Here is a 21,097-nt window from a genome sequence, read left to right on the forward strand (position 1 = left end):
GCTATCTCATGTTGTCTCTGCGACACTTCGGCGCCACCGACACAGGCCGGGTCCGGCAGAACAACGAGGACTCCCTGCTCGACGGCGAGGGCCGCGACCCCACGTTGCTCGCGGTCGCGGACGGCATCGGCGGATTCGAGGCCGGTGAGGTGGCCAGCTCCATCGCGATAGACGTCCTCAAGGAGCTCGAGCCCGGGAAGCCGTTCACCGAGGCGATAAACGAGGCCAACCGGCGCATCCTCACCACGGCACGCGAGGACAACCGCCGGGCCGGCATGGGCACCACGCTCGTCGCGCTGCGCATCTCGAGCGGCGACGCCCCGGGTGTCGAGGTGGCCCACGTCGGCGACTCGAGGGCATATCTGCTGCGCGGTGCGGAGCTCGTGCGGCTCACCGAGGACCACTCGCTGGTCGCCGAGCTCGTGAAGAGCGGAGACCTCACCCAGGACGAGGCGGCCGAACACCCGCACAAGAACCTGATCACCCGGGCGCTCGGCGCCGAGGAGGAGGTCGAGGCCGACGTGAGGACCGTGCCGGTGCAGGATGGAGACAGGCTGCTGCTGTGCTCCGACGGTCTCTCGGACATGGTGCCCGACGAGAAGATCCGCGAGGTCCTGGCCGGTACCAGGGGGGATCCGGAGACGGCGTCCCGAGACCTCGTCTCCGAGGCCCTCGACGCCGGAGGGCTCGACAACGTCACGGTCATAGTCGCCGACGTGGAAGAGCGTCCCGAGGAGGGCCGCTCCTCGGACACCACAGAGCTCGGGTTCGTCGCTCCCGTCGGGGGGACGAGCCGTGCCGAACCGGAGACGGCGGTGCTCGAAGCAAAGCGCGCCAGGGCCGTACGCTCCAGGAGGCGCAAGAGGCGTCGCCGGAGGATGCGGCGCACGATCTCAGCCGCGGTGCGTGGGATGGCGGCGATCATCGTCGTCGCGGCGCTGCTCACCCCGGGCTACCTCTGGGCCAGCAGCCGCTATTACCTGGGCTTCGAGGGCGGGAGGGTGGTGGTCTACCAGGGGCTGCCGTACAGCGTCGGCGGGGTGAAGCTGAGCAGGGTCTTCCAAAAGACGACCCTGAAGAAAAAGGAGATCAAAAAACCCTACAGGGCCCAGATCCAGGAACATCGGCTCTACTCCCGGCGCGAGGTGCAGCGTATCCTGAGCGGTCTGAGGAGCAGTTAGAGGATGGCCCGCCGCGCCACGCTGCCCATGATCCTCGCGCTCGCGATCACCTTCGTGGGCTTCTCCACCCTGATCTTCGTCAAGGGGATAACCAGCCCGCCGCTCGCCTACGGTGCGGCCTACGCCGGGGTGCTGCTGGGACTCTACATCCTGGTGCGGATCATGCTGCCCCACGCGGACGCCCTGCTGCTCCCGATAGTGACGCTGCTCACCGGAGTGGGGCTCGTGATGATCTTCCGCCTCACCTACGACGTGCGGGGGATAGAGAACCTCGCCACCACGCAGGTGGGCTGGATCCTGATCGGCAGCGCCGCGATGCTCCTGGTGATCCTCCTCTTCCGCAACTACGAACGGTTGCTCGAGTACAAGTACCTGATCGGGATCGTCGCCATACTGTTCATGGCCTCGGTCGCCACCCCGTTAGGCTACGAGGTCAACGGTGCGCGGCTGTGGCTGCACCTGGGTCCGGTCAACATCCAGCCCTCCGAGTTCGCCAAGATAGCGCTCATCATCTTCTACGCCGGGTACCTGGCGGACAAGCGGGAGGTGATGGCCGCGACCAGCCGCAGTTTCCTGGGGATGCAGATCCCGGCGCTCAAGTACTTCGGGCCGGTGGCGGTGGTGTGGGGGGCCTCGCTGCTCCTGCTCGTCGTCGAGAACGACCTCGGCGACAGCCTGCTCTTCTTCGCCGTCCCGCTCCTGATGCTCTACGTGGCGACCGGCCGGATGGCGTACATCGTCCTCGGGGGCATCCTCTTCGGCATCGGGGCTTACGCGGCCTACAACCTCTTCGGGCACGTACAGCTGCGGGTGATCGCCTGGCTCAACCCATGGCCCCACGCCCAGGACCAGTGCTGCTACCAGGTGGTCCAGAGCCTCTTCAACATCGCCGACGGAGGCATCACGGGCACCGGGCTCGGAGAAGGGTTCGCCCAGACCATCCCCGACGTACAGACCGACTTCATCTTCGCCTCGGTCGCGAGCGAGCTCGGGCTGCTCGGGGCGAGCGCCCTCCTTCTGGTCTTCCTCGCGTTCGTCTACCGCGGGATCAAGATAGCCATGCTCGCGACCGATCCCGCGGCCAAGCTCCTGGCCTTCGGGCTCACCGCGATGTTCGCGCTGCAGACCCTGATCATCGTCGGCGGGGTCACCAAAGCCATCCCGCTCACCGGCGTCACCCTCCCGTTCGTCTCATACGGGGGGTCTTCGATCGTGGGCAACTTCATACTCACGGGGCTTCTGCTCGTGATCTCCGAACACGCCGGCAAGCAACACGCTGCAGCGCGGGATGAGTACTACGCCGGGGGGGAGGAATACGCCGGGTGAACAGGCACTTCAGACGCATCTTCTACGTCTTCTGCTGCGGGTTCGTGGCGCTGGTCGGGGTCCTGGCCTACTGGCAGGTCTACGCCAAGCAGAGGCTCGCGGACAACCCCAACAACGGCCTGCAGAGCAAGCGGGAACTGCAGGCCCCCAGGGGACTCATCCTCGCGCGCGACGGGCAGACGGTGCTCGCGAAGAGCGTGAAGAGCGGCAAAGACTACAAGCGGGTCTATCCTCAAGGGGCGCTCTACTCGAACGTGGTCGGTTACTGGAGCCAGCGCTACGGGGCGACCGGCATAGAGCTCACCGAGAACTCCAACCTCTCCGGCAACGCCGAGCCCAGGACACTCGACGAGCTCCTGAACCAGCTCTCCGGTGGTCCGCAGCCGGGCGACAACGTCGAGCTCACGCTCGACCCCAGGCTGCAGAAGCTCTCCTACGACCTGATAAAGAACAGCAGCAGCGGCAAGGGCGCGATCGTCGCCATAAACCCGAAGACCGGTGAGATCCTCGCCCTGGCCTCCTACCCCTCCTACGACCCGAACAACATAGACCAGAACTTCAAGAAGATCCAGAAAAACCCCAACGACCTCCTGCTCGACCGCGCCACCCAGGGGCTCTACCCACCGGGATCGACGATGAAGGTGATCACGGCGGCCGCGGCCCTGAAGAAGGGCGTCAAACCGACCGACGTCTTCAACGACCCCGGCTACTATTACCCGATGGGAAGCGGTTACGCCGTAACCAACTACAAAGGAGCCTCCTACGGCAACGTCACCTTCCAGAAGGCGCTCGACCTCTCGATAAACGTGATCTTCGCCAAGGTCGCCGTGGAGTACGTCGGCGCGAAGGCGCTCTACGACATGGCTAAGAACTTCGGCTTCGGCGACTCCTACAACGACCTGCCGCTGCAGATCACGCCGAGCAGCGTCGGACCTCCGCCATCGAAGTGGGACAAAAACTACCTCGCCACCGCGGCCTTCGGGCAGGCGCAGGTGCAGGCCACACCGTTCGAGATGGCGATGGTCGCGGCGACCGTCGCCAACGATGGGGTCATGATGAAGCCCAGGATCATAAAAGAGGTGCGCTCCCCGGAGGGCGTGCTCCTCGAGAAGACACATCCCTCCGTAGACCACCGGGTGCTCGACGCAAGTACGGCCCAGACCCTCAACCAGATGATGCAGTCGGTGGTCACCCAGGGCGACGCCGGCGCGGCCAAGATCCCCGGCGTAACGGTCGCCGGTAAGACCGGGACCGCCGAGACCCCCTCCGGCGCCCCCGACGCCTGGTTCATCTCCTTCGCTCCGGCGAACGACCCGAAGATAGCCGTCGCCGTCCTCGTCCACAACGGCGGGGACAGCGAGACGAACGCCGTACCGCTGGCGCAGAAGGTCATGCAGCAGGCTCTGAAAGAGAACCTCTAGTAGCAAGCCTTCCGCGCGTTATCTGTATAATGTGCCGAGTATGCAGCAGCTCGTAGACAACCGCTACAGGATAAAGAGGCTTCTGGGCAGCGGTGGTATGGCGGATGTCTACCTCGCCCACGACAACGTCCTCGACCGCGACGTGGCGCTGAAGATAATGAACGAGCGCTACGCCAAGGACGAGGAGTTCGTCGAGCGCTTCCGGCGCGAGGCCCAGAGCGCCGCGGCGCTCTCCCACCCGAACATCGTCTCGATCTACGATCGCGGAGCCACCGACGACGGCACCTACTACATCGCGATGGAGTACCTCCCCGGAGGAACCCTCAAGGACCGCATCGCGAACAAAGGCCCGCTGCCTCCGAAGACCGCGGCGAAGGTCGCGTTGCAGATAGCGCAGGCCCTCGAAGCGGCGCACAAACGGGGCGTGGTGCACAGGGATATAAAGCCGCACAACATCCTGATCACCGCCGATGGAGACATCAAGGTCACCGACTTCGGCATCGCGCGGGCCGTGACCTCCTCGACGATGACGAAGACCGGGCTCATCCTGGGCACCGCCCACTACATCTCGCCCGAGCAGGCGATGGGCGAACCGGTCGGTCCGGAGAGCGATCTCTACTCGCTCGGGGTAGTCTTCTACGAGATGCTCACCGGAGAGCTCCCCTACGACGCTGACACCCCGATCGGCATCGCCATGAAGCACGTGAACGGCCCGCTCAGGCCCCCTCGCGAGCTCGATCCCAGGATACCCGGAGGGATCAACGCGATAGTCGTCAAGCTACTCGCCAAGGATCCCAAAGACCGCTACGCGAGCGACGCCGAGCTCATAGAAGACCTGGGTCGGGTGATAGACGACAGGATGCCGGAGAACGCCACGACCCAGGTACTGGAAAGCCCACAGCGGAGAACGCGCCAGGGCGACACGCTGGTGTATCCGGCCAGAGCCGAGCGGAAGCGCCGCAGGAGGAGAAGATCCCTTCCGCTCGTGATCGGCGTCCTGCTCCTGATCGCGGCCCTTATAGTAGGGATAGCGTACAGCCTGTTCGGCACCTCGCCGCAGGCGAGCGGGCCGCAGATGGCCGCCGTCCCCGATCTCACGGGGATGAAGCTCGCCGCGGCGAAGGTCCGGGCGAAAGACAGCGGCTTCAAGGCCGTGGTCGCCAGGAAGGTCAGGAGTCGAAAGCCCGTCGACACTGTCGTCGGGCAGGATCCGTCGGGAGGGAAGGCGAAGAAAGGTTCCGAGATAAAGCTCACGGTCGTAGGGAGCCAGCTCGTGAGCGTCCCTGACGTGAGGGGGCGCCCGGCGTCCGACGCGGAGAGCACCCTGCAAAACGCGGGCTTCAAGGTCTCCGTCAAGCAGACGGAGAGCTCCCCGGAGCAGGCCGGAAAGGTGATCTCCCAGTCGCCGAGCGGTGGATCCGAAGCCGTGCAGGGCTCCACCGTCGAGATCACGGTGGGGACCGGCCCCAAACTCGTCACCGTTCCCGACATCCCATACGGCTACACCGAAGACCAGGCCCGGGCTCTGCTGGAGCAGGCCGGGCTGAAGCTGGGCAGCGTCGTCTCCCACTACAACGACCAGATCGGGAAGGGAGGCGTCATAAACCAGGATCCCAAGCCCGGCGCACAGGTGAAGCCCGGCACCGCGGTGAACATAACCTTGAGCGCGGGCCCGAAGCCGGTGAAGAAGGTCGCCGTACCCGACGTGGTCGGCAAGAACGTGAGCGAGGCGGAGAGCGCGCTCATACACGCAGGGCTCGGATACAAGCTGGTACAGGTTGAGAGCAACAAACCGGCGGGCACCGTCGTAGACACCAACCCCAAGGCCGGCAGCAAGGTTCCCGAAGGAACCTACGTGACGCTCGACTACAGCTCGGGATCGGCGGGCGGTTCCAACTCCCAGTCCTCCAACCCGGCCGGCGGGTCGAACGGGAAAAACTCTTCCGGGAGCGCCTCCTCCCACCCCGGCGGATCCAACCCCAAGCCGGGCGCCGGATCAGGGGTGATCAAGAAGAAGGGGCCGGCCGGCGGGCAGAACAGCAATCCCCCCGGCAAGGGCAAGAACAACGGCTGACGACGCCTTCCGCTAACGCTCCGTATCCTCGGAGGAAGCCCGGAGTCGCTCCGCGTAACCTCCGAGTCCGGAGATGGAGACCTCGTCCGGAGGGTTGAGACCCACGAAGCTGTGACGCCCGATGGCGTTCTCGATCAACCACTCCTCGCTCACGCGCTTGGAGAGCCCGGGATCGTAGCCGGTCTCGAAGTAAAGGGTCCGCAGCTCCCCGGAGGGGAAGCGCGCGACCAGGATGGGGAATCTTCCAGGGGAATAAGCCATTATCTCGACGCTCTCAGAGCTCATGTTTTTAGTTTAGGGAAACCGACGGCGGATTGGAAGGCCGTGGGAAGGGCTTCAAAACCGCCATGATAGAATTTTAAACATGAGTAAAGAAGGAAAAAATCGCACATTCGGAGGGAGTTGGTATGTCAGATTCCATGTCGCGAGGAGGAATTGATCCTGCCGAGAAAGAAGATGCAGAGAACCGGTCGCAGAAGAAGCTTCCTCCGGAAGCGCTTCCCGAGGAGCTTCTCATACGGCGGCTCGGCAGGCTCGACACCAGGCGGGCTCTGGCGAACCTCTGCAAGAGCGTGCCGGGGCTCGACGAGATCCTGCTTCCCCGGGGCATACAGGCCGACGCCCTCACGCGCAAGGCCGGGGGCAGCACGCAGATGCTGCGCAGCATCGCACGCAGGGTCATGCACGACGAGGCTGCCTGGGACGCCTTCCGCACAGCGATCTCCGAGCAGATACCGCCCGAGACCTCGGAGGCGGTAGAGAACCTCGACCGGGAGAGGCTGGCGGAGCTGCGTCAGGCCCACACCACCGAAGGACTCCTCCTGGCCACCCTGAGCTCCGAAAAGGAGCCCGATCCGGAGCTCGTGCAGGAGCTCATCGCCGCCTGGCAGAAGGAGAACGAGAAAGCCGAAGAGGAGGCCTCGAAGGACGCCCGGGTAAAGGAGCTGGAGCAGCGGCTCGAGGAGCTGAAGAAGGAGAACGAGCGGCTGCAGTTCATCTCCCGGACCGCCCGGGAGCAGGCCACGGCGCTCGGGCAGGAGGTCGAGGTACTGCGCGCCGAGCGAGAGAGCGCCGCGACCCAGGTCAGGAGAGCGGAAGAGCGTGCAGCTGCCGCGCTGGAGGCTCACAGCAAGATAAAAGAGCGGCTTTCGGAGCTCCACCGGCGCAACGAACACCTCGAGCGCACGCTGGAGAGCGAGCGCTCGGCGTACGCGACGGCCGCCCGGCGGGTGGAAGAGCTCTACGAGGAGCTCGGTAGGACCCGTGAAGAGAGAGACCGCGTGAAAGACGCGCTGCAGAACGCCCGTTTCACGGACCCGGGGTTCGGGGCGTTGCTGGTGCGGGCGGTTAAGAACGAGGTCGGCGCGATGCCTGAATCGCTCGAGTCCGCCGACCGCACGGCCCGGTTGCTCGAGTTCATGGGCAAGGTATTGCAGGCGCACACCGAGTTGCGAGAGGCATCCGCGGGGGAGGGAGACACCCCGGAAGCCCCCGCGGAGGAGAACGACCAGGACCCTTCCCCATCGAAAGAACGTCGCAGCGCGCACGAGGTCGTGGTGGGCAACGGGAGGCCCACCCTCTCCTTCAGGGCGCTCGGTGGAGCCGGTGAGGTCGGCGGGAGCAGTCACCTGCTCGACTTCGGGCGCAGCAGAGTACTCATCGACGCCGGGATAAAGCCCGACGGGCACGGCCCCGTGGCCCCGGACTTCAGCGGGCTCGACGGTCTGAGCGCCGCGGTGATAACCCACGCCCACCTCGACCACTGCGGGGCGCTGCCTCTGCTGGTGCGCGACAGGCCCGATCTGCCGATCTACTGCACTCCTCCCTCGGCAAGGCTCATCCTGAGCGCCCTCAACGACCACGCGGCGATGGGCGGGGGGCTTCCCGGAGGGGCCCCGCTGCACGAGGTGAAGAAGCGGCTCACCACGGTGCCCTTCGGAAAACCGTTCGACGTGGGGGGCGCCAAGATCACCCTCACCGAGAGCGGGCACATCCTCGGGGCGGCGAGCGTTCTCATACGGTCGGGAGCGGCCACGGTCTTCCACACGGGAGACATCTGCATGGAGGATCACTTCTCGATCCCTTCGGCCCGGCTCCCGCAGGTGCACGACATAGACCTGCTGGTGATGGAAGCCACGCTCGCAGACCAGAAGCCCCAGCCCTTCTCCGAGTCGATAAAGAAGATGGTCCACGTGATCAACGAGACCACCCAGGAAAGGGGTGGTATCGTCCTGATCCCGACCTACGCGCTCGGCCAGGCGCAGGAGATAATCCTTGGCCTCAAGCGTTACGGTGAGGAGTACGGGCTCGACAGGGACGTGTTCATCTACGTCGACGGGTCGGTCGTGACGACCTCCGAGCGGCTCTACGCCGAGCAGCTGGGCTACATGAAGCCCTACCTGCAGCAGACCGACCCGAAGGAGCTGTTCTTCTCGGACAACATCCGGGCCGTGGACAACGACGACCGGGCGCGCGAACGCATTCTGGCCAACCCCTGTGCGATCATCGCCTCTCCGGTGACGATGCAGGGCGGGGCTTCGGCCTTCTACCGCAGGAGGCTGCAGAAGAGCCCGAAGAACGCCGTCATCCTCCCGTCCAACGCGGCCTCGTCCTACGGCGCGCACCGGGCGGCCGGAGAGAAGGAGAACTGGCGGGTCGAGCGGGTGAGCTTCGCCGCCCACTGCACGCAGGACGAGCTGCTCAGCATCACCGAGCGGCTCAACCCGCGTCAGATCATCCTGATCCACGGCTCCCGGCGTCGGATAAGCGATCTGGCCTACCGGCTGGCGCCGAACCACAAGATACACACGCCGGCCGTGGGGGAGACGGTGCGTACGGTGCTTTGAGCGGAGAGGAACTCCCGGAGGTCATCCTGCTCGCGGACGGCCGGGGAGAGCGGCCGGAGAACGCGGCGGGGGCGGGAGATTTCTGGTACGAGCCGGAGATCTGGTCCTCCCCCCTCTCCCCTCTCGCCCGGGTCCTATACGCCGGGCTCTGCTCGTTCGCCGGCCACGGCGAGATCAACCGGCAGGATCTGCGCAACCTGCTCAAAGGCGCAGGCGACGGCGAGATACTTCGGGCCATCGGGGAGCTGAGCGAGGAGGGGCTCCTCGAGCCGGTCCCCGGCGGATACCGCATCCGCTCCGTGCGGGAGCGTGGTAGCTGAAGCCTACCGCTGAGCGCGCTCCACGTGTCGGGGCAGCCGCAGCGCGGTCGGGGGTCGCTTGCTCCTCTGTCGGTGGTCGAGCAGGGTGTAGGAGTCCTCGGCCCACCGGCGCCCCACCCCGCCCGTGAGCGCCGCCAGGTCGATCAGGCGCCCGGTGATACGCAGGCAGAACCCGTTGAGCACCTCGTCCGGGTCGTCCGTGCGGCCCCGGGCGCGGGCGACGAAGATACCCTTGGTCTTCCACAACCCGTCGCGGTAGACCGCGAAGGTCTGGCAGGCCTCCTCTCCTATCTGCTCGGACCAGCCGAGGATGCGCCCGGAGTAGCCGGAGGGGTCGAGGCTGTAGCGGGAGAGCTCCTCGTGCATGAGATCCTCGTCGGTCTCGGCGGCCGCACCACGCACCAGCGCGAAGGCCACTTCGGCCTCCGAGCCCGGGGCGGCCTCCGCGTGCATGGTGAAGATGCCGCGCTCGCTCTCGGCGGTGATGTCGAAGCCGGCCTTTCGGCCGAGCTCCGCGGTGTACTCGAGCCCGGCGAAGAGCCGCTCGGCGAAACCGCGTGCCACCTCCTCGGTCTCGCGGACGAGCGAGAGCGCCCGGTCGGCCTCCTCGCGCTGACCCCGCAACCGCGAGAGGGCTACGTCCTCGAAGCTCATCCCCCCCTCACCTCGCCCACATCCCGAGCACCCGGTCGGTGAGGCCGGGTGCGAGCCCGGTACCGAGGACGAAAATGCGATCCATCCGGGTAACGTACACGTCTCTTCCTCCCCTCTCCGCGGCCTGGACTATCCTCTCCGCCACCCGCCCAGGCGAGACGCCGGGAGGACGCCAGCCACGCTTCTCCCCGCCGGTGCGCAGCGAGTTCTCCCTGAACGACGTGCGCGTGGTGCCGGGGTAGACGGTGGTGACGGTTATCTTTCTCTTCGCCACCTCGACGCGCAGGGCGTCGGAGAGCGCCCCGAGCGCGGCCTTGCTCGCGCAGTAACCCCCGACGTTGGGGATGGACCTCCTGCCGATCACCGACGAGACGTTGATGATCCTCCCACCTTCCGGCATGTGGGGAAGGACGGCCTGCACGAAGTTGAGCGCCCCGATCACGTTGACGTCCATCACGCGGCGCAGATCTTCGGGGCGCAGCTCGGCGATCCTCCCGGAGAGCCCGACCCCGGCGTTGTTGACCAATACGTCCACCCTCCCCCACTCCTCGACCGCCAGACCGACGGCCTCCCGCACCGAGGAGGCATCGGTGACGTCGCAGGGAGCGGAGACCGCCTCCCCTCCGGAGGAGAGGATCTCGCGCACGATGGCCCTGAGCCGGTCCCGGTTGCGGGCGCAGAGCACGACGCGGGCTCCGCGCCTCGCGAACTCCCGCGCGGTCGCTTCCCCGATGCCGCTCGAAGCCCCGGTGACGATGGCGGCCTTCTCTCTCAGGTTCATCTCCATCGAGACGTATATTAGCCGTATATACTGGTCGTGTGGAAGGGGCCGGAAAACGCATCCTCGTCGGTGTCACCGGCGGTATCGCGGCGTACAAGGTCCCCGGCGTGATCCGACGGCTGCGCGAGGCGGGGTTCGAGGTCGAAGTCGTCGCCACGCCGGGCGCGCTGCGCTTCATCCCGGAGGAGACGCTCGCGGTCGCGGCGGGGCGGAGGATCCACACTGAAGAGAGCTGGTGGGAGGCGACCGGGGGGATAGAGCACGTTCGCCTCGCCCGCTGGGCAGATCTCGTCCTCGTCGTCCCCGCCACGGCAGACGCCATCGCCCGGGCGGCGATCGGGCTCGGGGACGACCTGCTCTCGGCCATCATCCTCGCCGGTGCGCAGAAGGTGCTCTGGGCCCCGGCGATGAACCCGGAGATGTGGAAGAGCCCCGCCACCCGGCGCAACGTGGCGACGCTCGCGGGCTGGGGGCATTCTTTCGTCGGTCCGGAGGAGGGCAGGATGGCCTCCGAGGAGGAGGAGCCGGGGGTCGGAAGGCTCGCCGGGGAGCAGGAGATCGTGGCCGCCGTAAAGGCCGCGCTCAGCGGAGCACCGGACACCGGACGCGCTCCGGGCTAAGATCGTGTCATGCCAGACCACGACGGATTCACCGTAGAAGAACTCCTGAAGCTGCCCCGCCTCGCCGGGCTCACGCTCTCGCCGGACGGCGAGCGTCTCGTCACCTCCGCCTCCCGCCCATCTCGCGACGTAAAGAAGATGCTCTCCGCGCTCTACGAGCTCGACCCTCGGGGGGCATCCGCCCCGCGTCGCCTCACCCGCTCCCGGGAGGGAGAGTCCGGCGCGCGGTTTGCTCCGGACGGCTCGCTCGTCTTTCTCTCGCCTCGCAGGGATCCCGAAGCAGACGAGGACGACCCCCGCGGCGAGAGGAACGCCCTCTGGGCACTTCCCGCAGAGGGCGGCGAGGCCCGGCTCGTCACCGGCCCACCCGGCGGCGTGGAGAGCTTCGCCGTGGCGCGAGGGAGCGGAACGGTGGCCTTCGCCACGGGGATGTTCCCCGGCACGTCCGGCCTCGAGGAGGACGCCGCCCGCGAGAAAGCCCGCAAGGACGCGGGCGTGGAGGCGCAACTCTTCACGGATTATCCGATCCGGTTCTGGGACCACGACCTCGGCCCGAGAGAACGCCACCTGCGCCTGCTGGAAGACCCCCAAAAGGAGAGATCCGAAGGAAAAGACCTCGTTCCCTCCCCGGGCCGCTCGCTAGATCTGGCGACCTTCGACCTCACCCCGGACGGCTCGAAGCTCGTCACGGGACGCAGGCGCGAAACCGACGCGTTGCTCCGGCGTGACATGACGCTCGTCTGCGTGGACACCCGCTCCGGGAAGCAGCGCGTCCTCGCCGATGACGCCGCGGACTACGGATCACCCGCCTGCAGCCCCGACGGGCGCTGCGTCGTCGCCGTCCGGAGTGCCCGCTCGACCCCCGATGCACCCGGCGACCACACGCTCTTCCTCTTCGACCTGGAGTCCGGCGAAGGCAGGGACCTCCTCCCGGGATTCGACCGCTGGCCGGAGGATCCCGTGTGGTCGCCCGACTCCCGCTTCGTCTACTTCACCGCGGACGACGACGGCAGGCTCCCGGCCTACCGGGTCGAGGTGTCAACCGGCGAGGTAGAGCGTCTCACCGATGAGGGCTCCTTCGGCGACCTCTGCCCCTCACCGGACGGTAAGACCCTCTACGCGCTGCGCTCGAGTATCCTGGAGCCGCCGCACCCGATCGCCCTGGACCTGAAGAGCGGGGAGGTACGCAGGCTCAAGAGCTTCCCGGAGCTGGAGGAGCTGAGCCTCCCCTCGCGCCTGGAGCGGATCGAGGTGCGGCGCGACGGCCGGCGCATCCCATCGTGGCTCGTCCTACCAGAAGGATCCCCCGAGGGCGGCCCGGCCCCGCTCGCCGTCTTCGTGCACGGTGGTCCACTCAACTCATGGAACACCTGGCACTGGAGGTGGAACCCGCACGTCTTCACCTCGGAGGGGTGGGCCGTGCTCCTGCCAGACCCCGCGCTGAGCGTCGGGTACGGCCTCTCCAGCATAGAGCGCGGCTGGGGGCGCTGGGGTAGCGTCGTCTACGAGGACGTGATGGCCGCGGTGGAGGACGCCGCCTCGCGCGAGGGAATAGACGGCGAGAGGGCGGTCCTCCTCGGTGGATCCTTCGGTGGGTACATGGCCAACTGGGTCGCCGGGCACACCGACCGCTTCCGGGCCATCGTCACCCACGCGAGCGTCTGGGATCTCGAGTCCTTCCACGGAACGACCGACCTCGGAACCTTCTGGGAGCGGGAGTTCGGCGACCCTTACGAAGACCCTTCCCGCTACCGCGAGAACAACCCCCGTGCCCACGTGAAGAGCATCACTACCCCGATGCTCGTAATACACGGGGCGCGGGACTATCGGGTCCCGGTGAGCGAGGCCCTCACGCTCTGGACCGATCTCAAACGTCACGGCGTTCCGGCAGCATTTCTGTATTTCCCGGACGAGAACCACTGGATCCTCAAGCCGAACGACGTACGCCTCTGGTACCGGACCGTGCTCGGCTTCATCGCCCACCATGCCCTCGGCGAAGGGTGGAAACCTCCCGAACTACTCGCCTAGGTAATCCCTGAGCGCTTCCTTCGTACTCGGAAACGCGAGCTCTTCCCACGGGATCTCCGCCGGGGCGAAGCTCTCGACCAAGAGCACCTCGTCCCCGGGATGAGCCCTGCCGCCCGTGGCCCGACCCTCGAAGACGGCGATCGCGGGGAGCTGCCCCTCGTAGGAGTAGAGCCCGAGGATCGGTCCCACCTCCACCTCGATCCCGGTCTCTTCGGCGACCTCCCGCCGGGCCGCCTCCTCGGCAACCTCGCCGCGCTCGACGTACCCGCCGGGGAACGTCCACCTCCCGTAGCCCGGCTCTATGCCCCGCTTTATCAGGAGTATCCCTCCGTCCACCTCGAAGATCGCCCCCGCGACCAGCTTCGGACCCAGGTAGAAGACGAACCCGCACTCCCTACATACCAGCCGCTCAGGTTCCCCCTCCTTCAAGACGCGGCTCTCCAAATCACCCCCGCACCTCGGGCAGAACCTGTATTCGAGCTGGTCCATGGCCCAAGCGTATCACGCCACACCTGAGGATAATGGGCGGTCTGTTGCGCCGAGCCTTCCTCAGCCGTGCAAGACAGAACTTGCAATATTTCCCACTTCAGGGTAGGGTGGGAATTAAGCGGTAGGGAAAGGCACAAAGAGGAAACGTCGTGGCAGAAGCCTCGCCACACATCATCACGCATCAGGATGTCTCGCCCCGGCGGAGAAGCGAGCGAGAGGGACTCGTCCTCTCCGTCCTGTGCGGCGCATCCTCCGTCCGTACCGCCTTCGAGCGCGAGCTTGCGGCAAGGGGCTTCCGGGTGAGCCCCGAAGCCCGCATGAAGCTGTTGCTCGACGTGCCGCGGGCCTACGCCGTGCGCGCCCTCGAAGAGCTGGACCGGTCGGGCTCGAAGGTGATCGTGGTGACGTGGAACACCTGTCCGGAGTACCTGGAGGACCTCCGGGAGCTCCGCCCCGAGGCCCTGTTATCCGACGAGTTCTTCCTGAGGCAGGACCTCGACGACGCCCTCCTGAGGGGGTTGAGCCTGGTATCCGAAGACGAGACCTACAGCTTCACCCCGGGACCGAAGACGGCGCTCACCCGGTCTGAGCGGGCGGTGCTGCGCTACGCGGCTTACGGGTGGAGCAACCGGCGCATAAGCCGCAAGCTCTGTCTCTCAGAGCAGACGGTCAAGAACCGCCTCCGGAGCGTGTACCGCAAGCTCGGACTGTGCAACCGCGCTCAGGCAGCACTTTACTACTGGGGCATCATGCAGCCTCCTGATTAGCTCCTGCACCGCCATAGGCCGTATCCCCGGGATTGGGTACTTTGGTGTCTGGTGGTGACCGCAGGTTCTCTCTATTATTCAGGCAGTCATGTTCAGTTTATGAAGATGAGGAGAAACAGTGGCACCAAGCCTGAGGCTGATAACGATAGTCATGGCTATGGTGGTAGCTCTTCCAGCAGTGGTCGCTACACAAGTGTCTTTTGCGCAGGTGAATAAAGTATCGTCCAGTGTTGCACGCGGGAGCAGCGCTTCACCAGCAGTCCAAGGAAATAGCATTACTTATAGTTATTCTCCCGCTCAATACCGTACCCGTATAAGGTTCGATTGCATTGTTCCCCGTTTTGGTTCCGGTGAGTGCGGGCCAGAGTTCTTTGTTAATGGGGGAAGGACCCTCCGCGTTCATCTCAGTTACTCGGGCCACAAGCGGGTAGATTTCACAGCGTACGATGTCCACACAGGAGACAAGCTTGGTTACACGAGATTCCTGTATCCGGGCGAAACGAAAGATATGTACAAAAACCGCGGCAGATTCCGCAAATATGTTTACGTTAGGGCCAGTTCCCCTGCTCCAGTTCGGGTGCAGGCTATAGGAAGCTACCTCAAGTAGTACGTTGCCCAAACGCGTATTATTACTGGCTTCGAACAGATGAAGGACAATAGATTGTCCTTCCTCTCCTCTTTTACGCTGATTGCCCGCCTTTTTCGGATAGAGGTAGGGAGGATGGCGCGACGATGGGCCTTCTGGCTTGGAGTGTTGGTGTTGGCTGCCATAGCCTGGTCGAACATGGTACTGGGTGCTGCTTCTCAGCAGAAGATTCCCGGGGCCTTCAGTTACTCTGCGATCCAGGATAACCTTTTGTTTGTCCTTCCCGTGTTTGTTGGAGTGGCAATCGCAGGCTCTTTAGCAGCGGACCGGAGACGGGGATATCCTCCTCTCGTGCTCGTCCGCGGTATTTCCCGCACGTACTATCTCCTGACCAAGGCAGCGAGTATGTTCTCGGTAGCGATGTTCGGAACCTTCCTCTCCTGCGCACTCGCCTTTGCGGTGGCGGCATTTTTCCTCCCGTGGGGAGCGACAGCACCGTCCGAGTACGCAAATCGGGGATCTATGGGACCTTATCCAGGGCTGTTGGCAAATCACCCCTTCACGAACGATGTGGTCCTCGCAGCGTTGTTCTCATTGGGAGCAGGAGCGCTAGTGTTGAGCGGACTGGCGTTCGGGGCAGCCGTGGCTAACGAATACGTGGCCGCGGCGGTACCATTTGTGCTCTTCGCAGGTGGCATCTTTGTGTTCCGAGGTGCACTGTTGTTCCTGGGACCATATACTCAACTCGACCTCATGAGCAGCTACACTTATAGCCTGCCGCAATGGGCTTGGTCTTTTACTGAGCCAGTTTACTGGTGCGTATTCTCTTTCTCGTGCGTAACGGCAGCAGTGGTGCTGTTTCTAAAGAAGGAAGAGATTTGAATTCTGTATCGAGCAGGGTATTAGGCATTGCCTTTTTCGATTCGTATCGCTCCCTTTACACATGGCGGTGGCTTGCGGTGCCACCAGTTTTTATGGTTGGAGGGTGGCTCGGGGCTGATCACGCTGACTTCATCATGACGGTGTTGAACCGGTCTACAAGGCAACCCAATGTCTGGGATGGAGCCTTGATTCTGCCGACCAATAAGTTGGCCTTAGTCTTCGCCTTTGTACTGGGCTTCGTGCTCGTCATCGGTGATCTCTACGTGCGTGACCATTCCCAGGGCACCGCTCATCTTACTCTGTTAAGATCAGGCTCCAGGGCTACCTGGTGGGCAGGCAAGATCCTCTCCCTCGCCTCACCGGCACTGCTCTACTCAGGTCTGGCTTATCTCTTTGCACTACTCGGAAGCGCCATGCGGTTGCCCGTTACGCTTGGAACCAGCGGCGCAGCAGAGATCCCCTGGGGTGGGGAGCGAGCGGCGCTGTATCCCCGCTTCGGAGATATACCGATGCCGCTGTTTTTCCTGCTCGTAATCTTGTACACCGCGTTCGCGTTGTGGGCGGTAGGCTCAACGGTGTTGGCTGTCTCTGCCCTTTATCCACGCATGGTGGTACCGCTCGCGGCGGGTTTGGCTCTTGTCCTTATCGGCTCTGGCCTTAGAGAGCCTTTCTTCTACGAGCGAGGAGCGGCACTCTTTAACCCCGTCTACCACGTCACCTACGTCAGCAGCTTTGCGGTAGGTAAAGGCTTCCAACTCGCTCCCTGGCTCTGGGCGGTGACGGTCCTCGGCTGCACTTTGTTACTGGCCTTCGGAGGGGGGATGCTGTGGGTGCGCCGGACGGACTTATGAGAGGAGATTCCGCATGAGTTCGCAAAGTAGAAGACAGGATGAAACCCACTCAGAAACACCCGTTGTCAGGCTGCGCGGGGTTGGGAAGAAGTACGGTAGGCACCGAGCACTTTCTGGTGTGGATCTCGAGTTATATCCGGGAGAGGTAGTGGGCTTTATCGGACCCAACGGGGCGGGAAAGACGACCCTGATCAAACTCCTTTCGGGCCTCAGCCGTCCAACGGAGGGTGAGATCGAAGTGCTCGGTAAGAATCTTGCGAAAGAGGCTCTGAGCCCGGAGGGAGTGGGCCTTGTTACCGAAGCGCCGAACTTCATCCCCTATCTCTCTGGCAAAAAGAACCTCAAGCTCCTGGCGGACATTCGCAAGGTAGCCACGGAAGCAGACATAGAAGAGACGCTCAGGGTCGTGGGACTCGATCCCTCAGACCATCGCCCGGTAAGAGCATACTCTCTAGGAATGCGCCAGCGGCTCGGGCTCGCGCAAGCTTTGATGGAAAAACCAAAGCTTCTGCTCCTCGACGAGCCCACGAACGGGCTCGACCCGCAGGGGATTATCGAGCTGCGCTCTCTGATCCGGCGTCTCGCCGGGAGTGGGGTGGCGATCTTTCTGGCCAGCCACCTCCTTACCGAGGTCGAGCAGGTCTGCGATAGGGTACTCCTGGTGCGGGAGGGCCAGGTGAGAAAACATCTGGATCAGAAACGCGTGACGAAGTTGGCGCTCAGGCTCACCATCTCTTCGGAGACAGATCTCGATCTGCTCCGAGAGTGGGCTCGAGAGATGGCGGTACACATCGAGTCTGTGGAGGATTCGCCGCTTTCGGTAGAGTTCGCTACGGAGAAGTCTACTCCTCAGGTGGTGCGCGAGCTTGTCGAAGCCGGGGTGAATATCGAGGAGGTCAGAAAGGTCCGCCGCTCGTTAGAACAGGAGTTCATGGAGTTGGTGGAAGGGAAGTGATGACAACCGGAGTACTGCGACTTGTAGCCTTCAATGCCTTACAAGCTGTGGGAAGCTGGCGATGGTTGGTAGTGCCGCCGGTGTTCTTCGTAGCTGGTTGGCTCGGAGCGGAAGATGCCTCGTACGACTACACCACCCAGACACTTCGCCACGCCAACTTCTGGGACGCACCCTTGACCATGATGACCGACCCTTCCGCAATCTCCTTCGCCTTTGTACTGGGCTTCGTGCTCGTTACCGGTGATCTCTACGTGCGTGATCGTTCCTCGGGGGCTGCTGCGATGACGGTACTGCGCTCCCGCTCGCGAGCAGGCTGGTGGGTAGCAAAGGTGTGCGCCCTGGGACCGCTCGCACTTCTCTTCTCCGTTCTAGCCTTTTTTTCAGCGCTTCTGGCGGGTGCCTTCAGGCTGCCCGTCTCCTTGCAATGGAGTCCAGCATCGCGGATTCCTTGGGGAAATGAGGGTGCCATTCATCCTGGATTTGGAACTCTGCCTGCGCCACTGTTCTTACTGCTCGTCGTGCTATACACAGCGGTTGTGCTCTGGGCAATAGGGGCTGTGGTGGTTGTTGTTTCCACGCTCTACCCACACCTGATCACACCTTTGGCAGCGGGACTGGCATGGGCACTTGCGGGAACGCCGTTGGTAGCCCCCCTCGTCTTTCGCAGAGGTGTCGGAACGTTAGACCCCGAGTATCAGCTCACCTATGTAATCCACTTTGGTAACGACCGGGGGGTCTCTGCCACTCCCTGGTCTGTCTCATTCGTAGTAATTGCTGTGACCTTGGCTCTTGTACTCGCGATTGGAGCCTGGCAGTTGCGGAGGGTAGATCTTTAGTGAGATACACAAAGCCCTTTTTATTTGATGAGGAGGTTTGTCCTGGACTGCGAAGACAATGTCGATGTTAGCTCCCAGGTGGGAAAGGTTCCGCAGGTCACGGATTTCAGGAGGTTGGCAATGGACGGAAAGTTGGCCATAAGCAGCAAAATCGCATTGCCAGTGGCCCTAGTAGTCGTAGGTGGGTATGCCCTAGGATATGCCCATGGTTACCAAGACGCACTGGGAACTATTTGGAATCTTCGCGGTGTTGCAGAGTGTTTAGATCCTTCCGCACGAACCAACGAGAACCTAAGCGAACAGGAAGAAGGCACCTCTTCCCGGGGCCAATGGGTTTGGAAAGTCGGTCATCACAAGGGAGAACCGGTGAACAATTGGTCACATACAGTATTCTCAAATCCCTTCCGAGGGATACCTCTTCTGGAAAGTTTGGGCAACCGTTTGGAGTCTTACTGCACGATAGATGCAGCGAATTGGCGTCCCCCGAGTTACTGAGAACGACAGCTTAGCAGCATATTCGCTTTCACAGAAAATCGGCAGCCGGCGGGCGACGGACGGTCGCTGGTTCATGGATCGAACCTCCCCAGTAAGTGGACGGCTTTGCACGGCACTCACCGGTTCTGAGCGGGCGGTGCTGCGCTACGCGGCTTACGGGTGGAGCAACCGGCGCATAAGCCGCAAGCTCTGTCTCTCAGAGCAGACGGTCAAGAACCGCCTCCAGAGCGTGTACCGCAAGCTCGGACTGTGCAACCGCGCTCAGGCAGCACTTTACTACTGGGGCATCGTGCAGCCTCCCGAATAGCTCGTCGGCCGCACTCCCGGAATAGGGTACCTTCGTACTCGATAGCGGGTACTTTGGGGTCTGGCGGTAACCGCAGGTTCACCTTAGGCTTCTTCTCATGGGTGGTTTCGGTGCAGCTGTTTCGCTGATCGGGGAGGGCGTACGTGCGCTGGGCGAAGAGCCCGGTTACAGTATTGCAACGCTTTTCCTTGCCCTCATCTTCGTGTGGAGCGGCCTTGTGAAGCTGCGGCGACCGGCCCTGGCCGCGATGGCCATGGTGGACTTCAAGGTGGCCCGGCGGGTCCGCCCTTCTCTGGGGTTCGCCCTCGGCGCGGGGGAGCTGGTCCTGGCGTTGGCTCTGGCACTCGGGGGACCCGCGTCGCGGTTCATCATTGCCATCGCCGCCGCGCTGCTGTGGGTCTTCACCTTGCTGATAGCCCGCAGCCTGTGGTCGGGCGAGCGCTTCGCCTGCTTCTGCTTCGGGGATACAGACTCGGTACTATCCCGCTGGACCCTGCTGCGCACGAGCGCGCTCGCTTTGCTCGCCTCAACACTTGCCATCTTGGCACTCCCCACGAACTCCTACCGCGAACCGGGGGCGGCTCCGGTTCTTGAGCTCGTGGTGGCAGCAGCGATCCTCGGAACAGTCGTTCTTCTAGGCCGCGTGCCGGACCTGTGGAAGTGGAACAGAGACCTGCTCGAACGTAATGCACCGGGACCGGAGGAGGCCACATGAGAGGACTAGAGATCGCCGCGCTCGCCGCCGCCTGTATCTGGCTGGGGGCGCTGACGCTGGTCCTGATGCTGGTGATACGCCAGATCTCGCTGCTCACGCTGCGGCTCTCCGGGGTCGTCCATGCAGTCCCCCAGCAGGCGGAGGACGGCTTCTCCCTCGCCGACGACGGACCGGAAGTAGGCAGCGATGTTCCTGATGAGGTAGCCTCGATCCTGCCAGAGCTGCGGCGCCAGAAGTGTTTCCTGGTACTGATGTCCGCCACCTGCACGCCGTGCCGGGAGCTGGCAGCCGAACTCGGCAGGAGCCGTCTGGAGCTGCCGATCGTGGCCTTGGTGCCGGGTTCGAGGGCGGCGCTCCTGGACGCTCTCGTCGATCTTCTCCCCTCAGGTATAAGAGTTCTGCGCGACCCCGAGGCGACCCGGCTTGCAGAGGAGCTAAAGATCCAGAGCACACCTTTCGCCGTCGCGGTCAGCGAAGGGAGGGTAGTTGGGAAATCGTACCTGTATAGCAAGGCAGACCTCGTAGCTCTGGCAAAAGACGTGCATGAGGAGCAGCAGAAGTCCAACGCCAGCCGGATCTTTCCCTCTATCTCGAGGAGGTAACCCATGCCCGAGGAACTCAAGCGACTGATCGAAGGCGACGAGGAAGAGCAGGAAGCCATACGTTTCGGCCGCAGCCGCTTCCTTCGCCTTGCAGGTGGTGCGCTGTTCGCGAGCGTTGCCTCGCTGATGCTGCCCGAAATTGCACACGCCGCAAATCCTTATCCGTGTGAAGGGTTTCCACTCTGTTCCAGGTGCTGCGGGTGTGGCGGGGGTTGTCATAGACCCAGCTATAACACATGTGGTAATGGGACATGTTGGTACACTTATGCAAACGGATGCACCTACAGGTGCTGCGATTGGGTTCAACCGAATGGGGAATACTGCATAATGCGTACGCGGCTGAGTCCGTGTCCACAACACC

20 protein-coding genes are annotated in these 21,097 nt (G+C 63.7%); 16 read left to right on the forward strand and 4 right to left on the reverse strand.

Annotation, left to right across the window (positions count from 1 at the left end; genetic code table 11):
• The first annotated feature begins 11 nt into the window (after positions 1-11).
• Genes AC6EKW_RS01640 through pknB form a run of 4 tightly spaced genes read left to right on the forward strand, consistent with a single transcriptional unit; the run spans position 12 to position 6,002 of the window.
• Positions 12-1,181, forward strand: coding sequence for a Stp1/IreP family PP2C-type Ser/Thr phosphatase (locus tag AC6EKW_RS01640; RefSeq protein WP_498513492.1), 1,170 nt, complete (start codon positions 12-14; stop codon positions 1,179-1,181).
• A 3-nt stretch (positions 1,182-1,184) separates the two neighbouring features.
• On the forward strand, positions 1,185-2,507 hold the full coding sequence (locus AC6EKW_RS01645; protein WP_498513493.1) for an FtsW/RodA/SpoVE family cell cycle protein: 1,323 nt from the start codon (positions 1,185-1,187) through the stop codon (positions 2,505-2,507).
• The gene (locus AC6EKW_RS01650) at positions 2,504-3,928 is read left to right on the forward strand and encodes a peptidoglycan D,D-transpeptidase FtsI family protein (protein WP_273887212.1); all 1,425 of its coding nucleotides are present in this window, start codon (positions 2,504-2,506) and stop codon (positions 3,926-3,928) included. Before AC6EKW_RS01645 ends, AC6EKW_RS01650 begins: the two co-directional genes overlap by 4 nt.
• A gap of 40 nt (positions 3,929-3,968) precedes the next feature.
• Positions 3,969-6,002, forward strand: coding sequence for a Stk1 family PASTA domain-containing Ser/Thr kinase (gene pknB / locus AC6EKW_RS01655; RefSeq protein WP_498513494.1), 2,034 nt, complete (start codon positions 3,969-3,971; stop codon positions 6,000-6,002).
• Positions 6,003-6,014: 12 nt separating this feature from the next.
• On the opposite strand, the gene AC6EKW_RS01660 is transcribed toward pknB, so the two are convergent.
• Complete coding sequence (locus AC6EKW_RS01660) at positions 6,015-6,287, reverse strand: hypothetical protein (RefSeq protein ID WP_273887210.1); 273 nt, start codon at positions 6,285-6,287, stop codon at positions 6,015-6,017.
• Positions 6,288-6,409: 122 nt separating this feature from the next.
• Here AC6EKW_RS01660 and AC6EKW_RS01665 point away from each other — a divergent pair, with 122 nt between their 5' ends.
• Both AC6EKW_RS01665 and AC6EKW_RS01670 read left to right on the forward strand, forming a co-directional pair.
• Positions 6,410-8,848 (forward strand): MBL fold metallo-hydrolase, encoded by a 2,439-nt coding sequence (locus tag AC6EKW_RS01665; RefSeq protein WP_498513495.1) that lies wholly within the window; start codon positions 6,410-6,412, stop codon positions 8,846-8,848.
• Positions 8,845-9,168, forward strand: a complete 324-nt coding sequence (locus AC6EKW_RS01670; RefSeq protein WP_498513496.1) for a hypothetical protein — start codon at positions 8,845-8,847, stop codon at positions 9,166-9,168. Before AC6EKW_RS01665 ends, AC6EKW_RS01670 begins: the two co-directional genes overlap by 4 nt.
• 3 nt (positions 9,169-9,171) lie before the next feature.
• Here AC6EKW_RS01670 and AC6EKW_RS01675 read toward each other — a convergent pair whose 3' ends face one another.
• On the reverse strand, positions 9,172-9,822 hold the full coding sequence (locus AC6EKW_RS01675) for a hypothetical protein (protein WP_273887207.1): 651 nt from the start codon (positions 9,820-9,822) through the stop codon (positions 9,172-9,174).
• Positions 9,823-9,829: 7 nt separating this feature from the next.
• Positions 9,830-10,609, reverse strand: coding sequence for an SDR family NAD(P)-dependent oxidoreductase (locus AC6EKW_RS01680; protein ID WP_498513497.1), 780 nt, complete (start codon positions 10,607-10,609; stop codon positions 9,830-9,832).
• Between the two features lie 32 nt (positions 10,610-10,641).
• Between AC6EKW_RS01680 and AC6EKW_RS01685 the strand changes: the two genes are divergently transcribed.
• Positions 10,642-11,223, forward strand: a complete 582-nt coding sequence (locus tag AC6EKW_RS01685) for a flavoprotein (protein WP_498513498.1) — start codon at positions 10,642-10,644, stop codon at positions 11,221-11,223.
• Between the two features lie 9 nt (positions 11,224-11,232).
• A complete protein-coding gene (locus AC6EKW_RS01690) occupies positions 11,233-13,251 on the forward strand; it encodes a S9 family peptidase (protein WP_498513499.1) in 2,019 nt (672 codons plus the stop codon).
• On the opposite strand, the gene AC6EKW_RS01695 is transcribed toward AC6EKW_RS01690, so the two are convergent.
• A complete protein-coding gene (locus tag AC6EKW_RS01695) occupies positions 13,240-13,740 on the reverse strand; it encodes an NUDIX hydrolase (protein WP_498513500.1) in 501 nt (166 codons plus the stop codon). The genes AC6EKW_RS01690 and AC6EKW_RS01695 overlap by 12 nt on opposite strands.
• Positions 13,741-13,889: 149 nt before the next feature.
• Between AC6EKW_RS01695 and AC6EKW_RS01700 the strand changes: the two genes are divergently transcribed.
• From AC6EKW_RS01700 to AC6EKW_RS01735, 8 genes are all read left to right on the forward strand, one after another.
• Positions 13,890-14,507, forward strand: a complete 618-nt coding sequence (locus AC6EKW_RS01700) for a response regulator transcription factor (protein ID WP_498513501.1) — start codon at positions 13,890-13,892, stop codon at positions 14,505-14,507.
• 760 nt (positions 14,508-15,267) lie between these two features.
• Positions 15,268-15,975, forward strand: a complete 708-nt coding sequence (locus AC6EKW_RS01705) for a DUF2705 family protein (RefSeq protein WP_498513502.1) — start codon at positions 15,268-15,270, stop codon at positions 15,973-15,975.
• Positions 15,972-16,826, forward strand: coding sequence for a hypothetical protein (locus AC6EKW_RS01710; RefSeq protein WP_498513503.1), 855 nt, complete (start codon positions 15,972-15,974; stop codon positions 16,824-16,826). The genes AC6EKW_RS01705 and AC6EKW_RS01710 overlap by 4 nt, the downstream gene beginning before the upstream one ends.
• 13 nt (positions 16,827-16,839) lie before the next feature.
• The gene (locus tag AC6EKW_RS01715; RefSeq protein WP_498513504.1) at positions 16,840-17,781 is read left to right on the forward strand and encodes an ABC transporter ATP-binding protein; all 942 of its coding nucleotides are present in this window, start codon (positions 16,840-16,842) and stop codon (positions 17,779-17,781) included.
• 65 nt (positions 17,782-17,846) lie between these two features.
• Positions 17,847-18,617, forward strand: a complete 771-nt coding sequence (locus AC6EKW_RS01720) for a hypothetical protein (protein ID WP_498513505.1) — start codon at positions 17,847-17,849, stop codon at positions 18,615-18,617.
• Between the two features lie 568 nt (positions 18,618-19,185).
• A complete protein-coding gene (locus AC6EKW_RS01725; protein WP_498513506.1) occupies positions 19,186-19,419 on the forward strand; it encodes a response regulator transcription factor in 234 nt (77 codons plus the stop codon).
• 97 nt (positions 19,420-19,516) lie between these two features.
• Positions 19,517-20,134 (forward strand): MauE/DoxX family redox-associated membrane protein, encoded by a 618-nt coding sequence (locus AC6EKW_RS01730; RefSeq protein WP_498513507.1) that lies wholly within the window; start codon positions 19,517-19,519, stop codon positions 20,132-20,134.
• On the forward strand, positions 20,131-20,736 hold the full coding sequence (locus AC6EKW_RS01735; RefSeq protein WP_498513508.1) for a hypothetical protein: 606 nt from the start codon (positions 20,131-20,133) through the stop codon (positions 20,734-20,736). The genes AC6EKW_RS01730 and AC6EKW_RS01735 overlap by 4 nt, the downstream gene beginning before the upstream one ends.
• Positions 20,737-21,097 lie beyond the last annotated feature (361 nt).

Source organism: Rubrobacter sp. M3-4, from assembly GCF_059772285.1.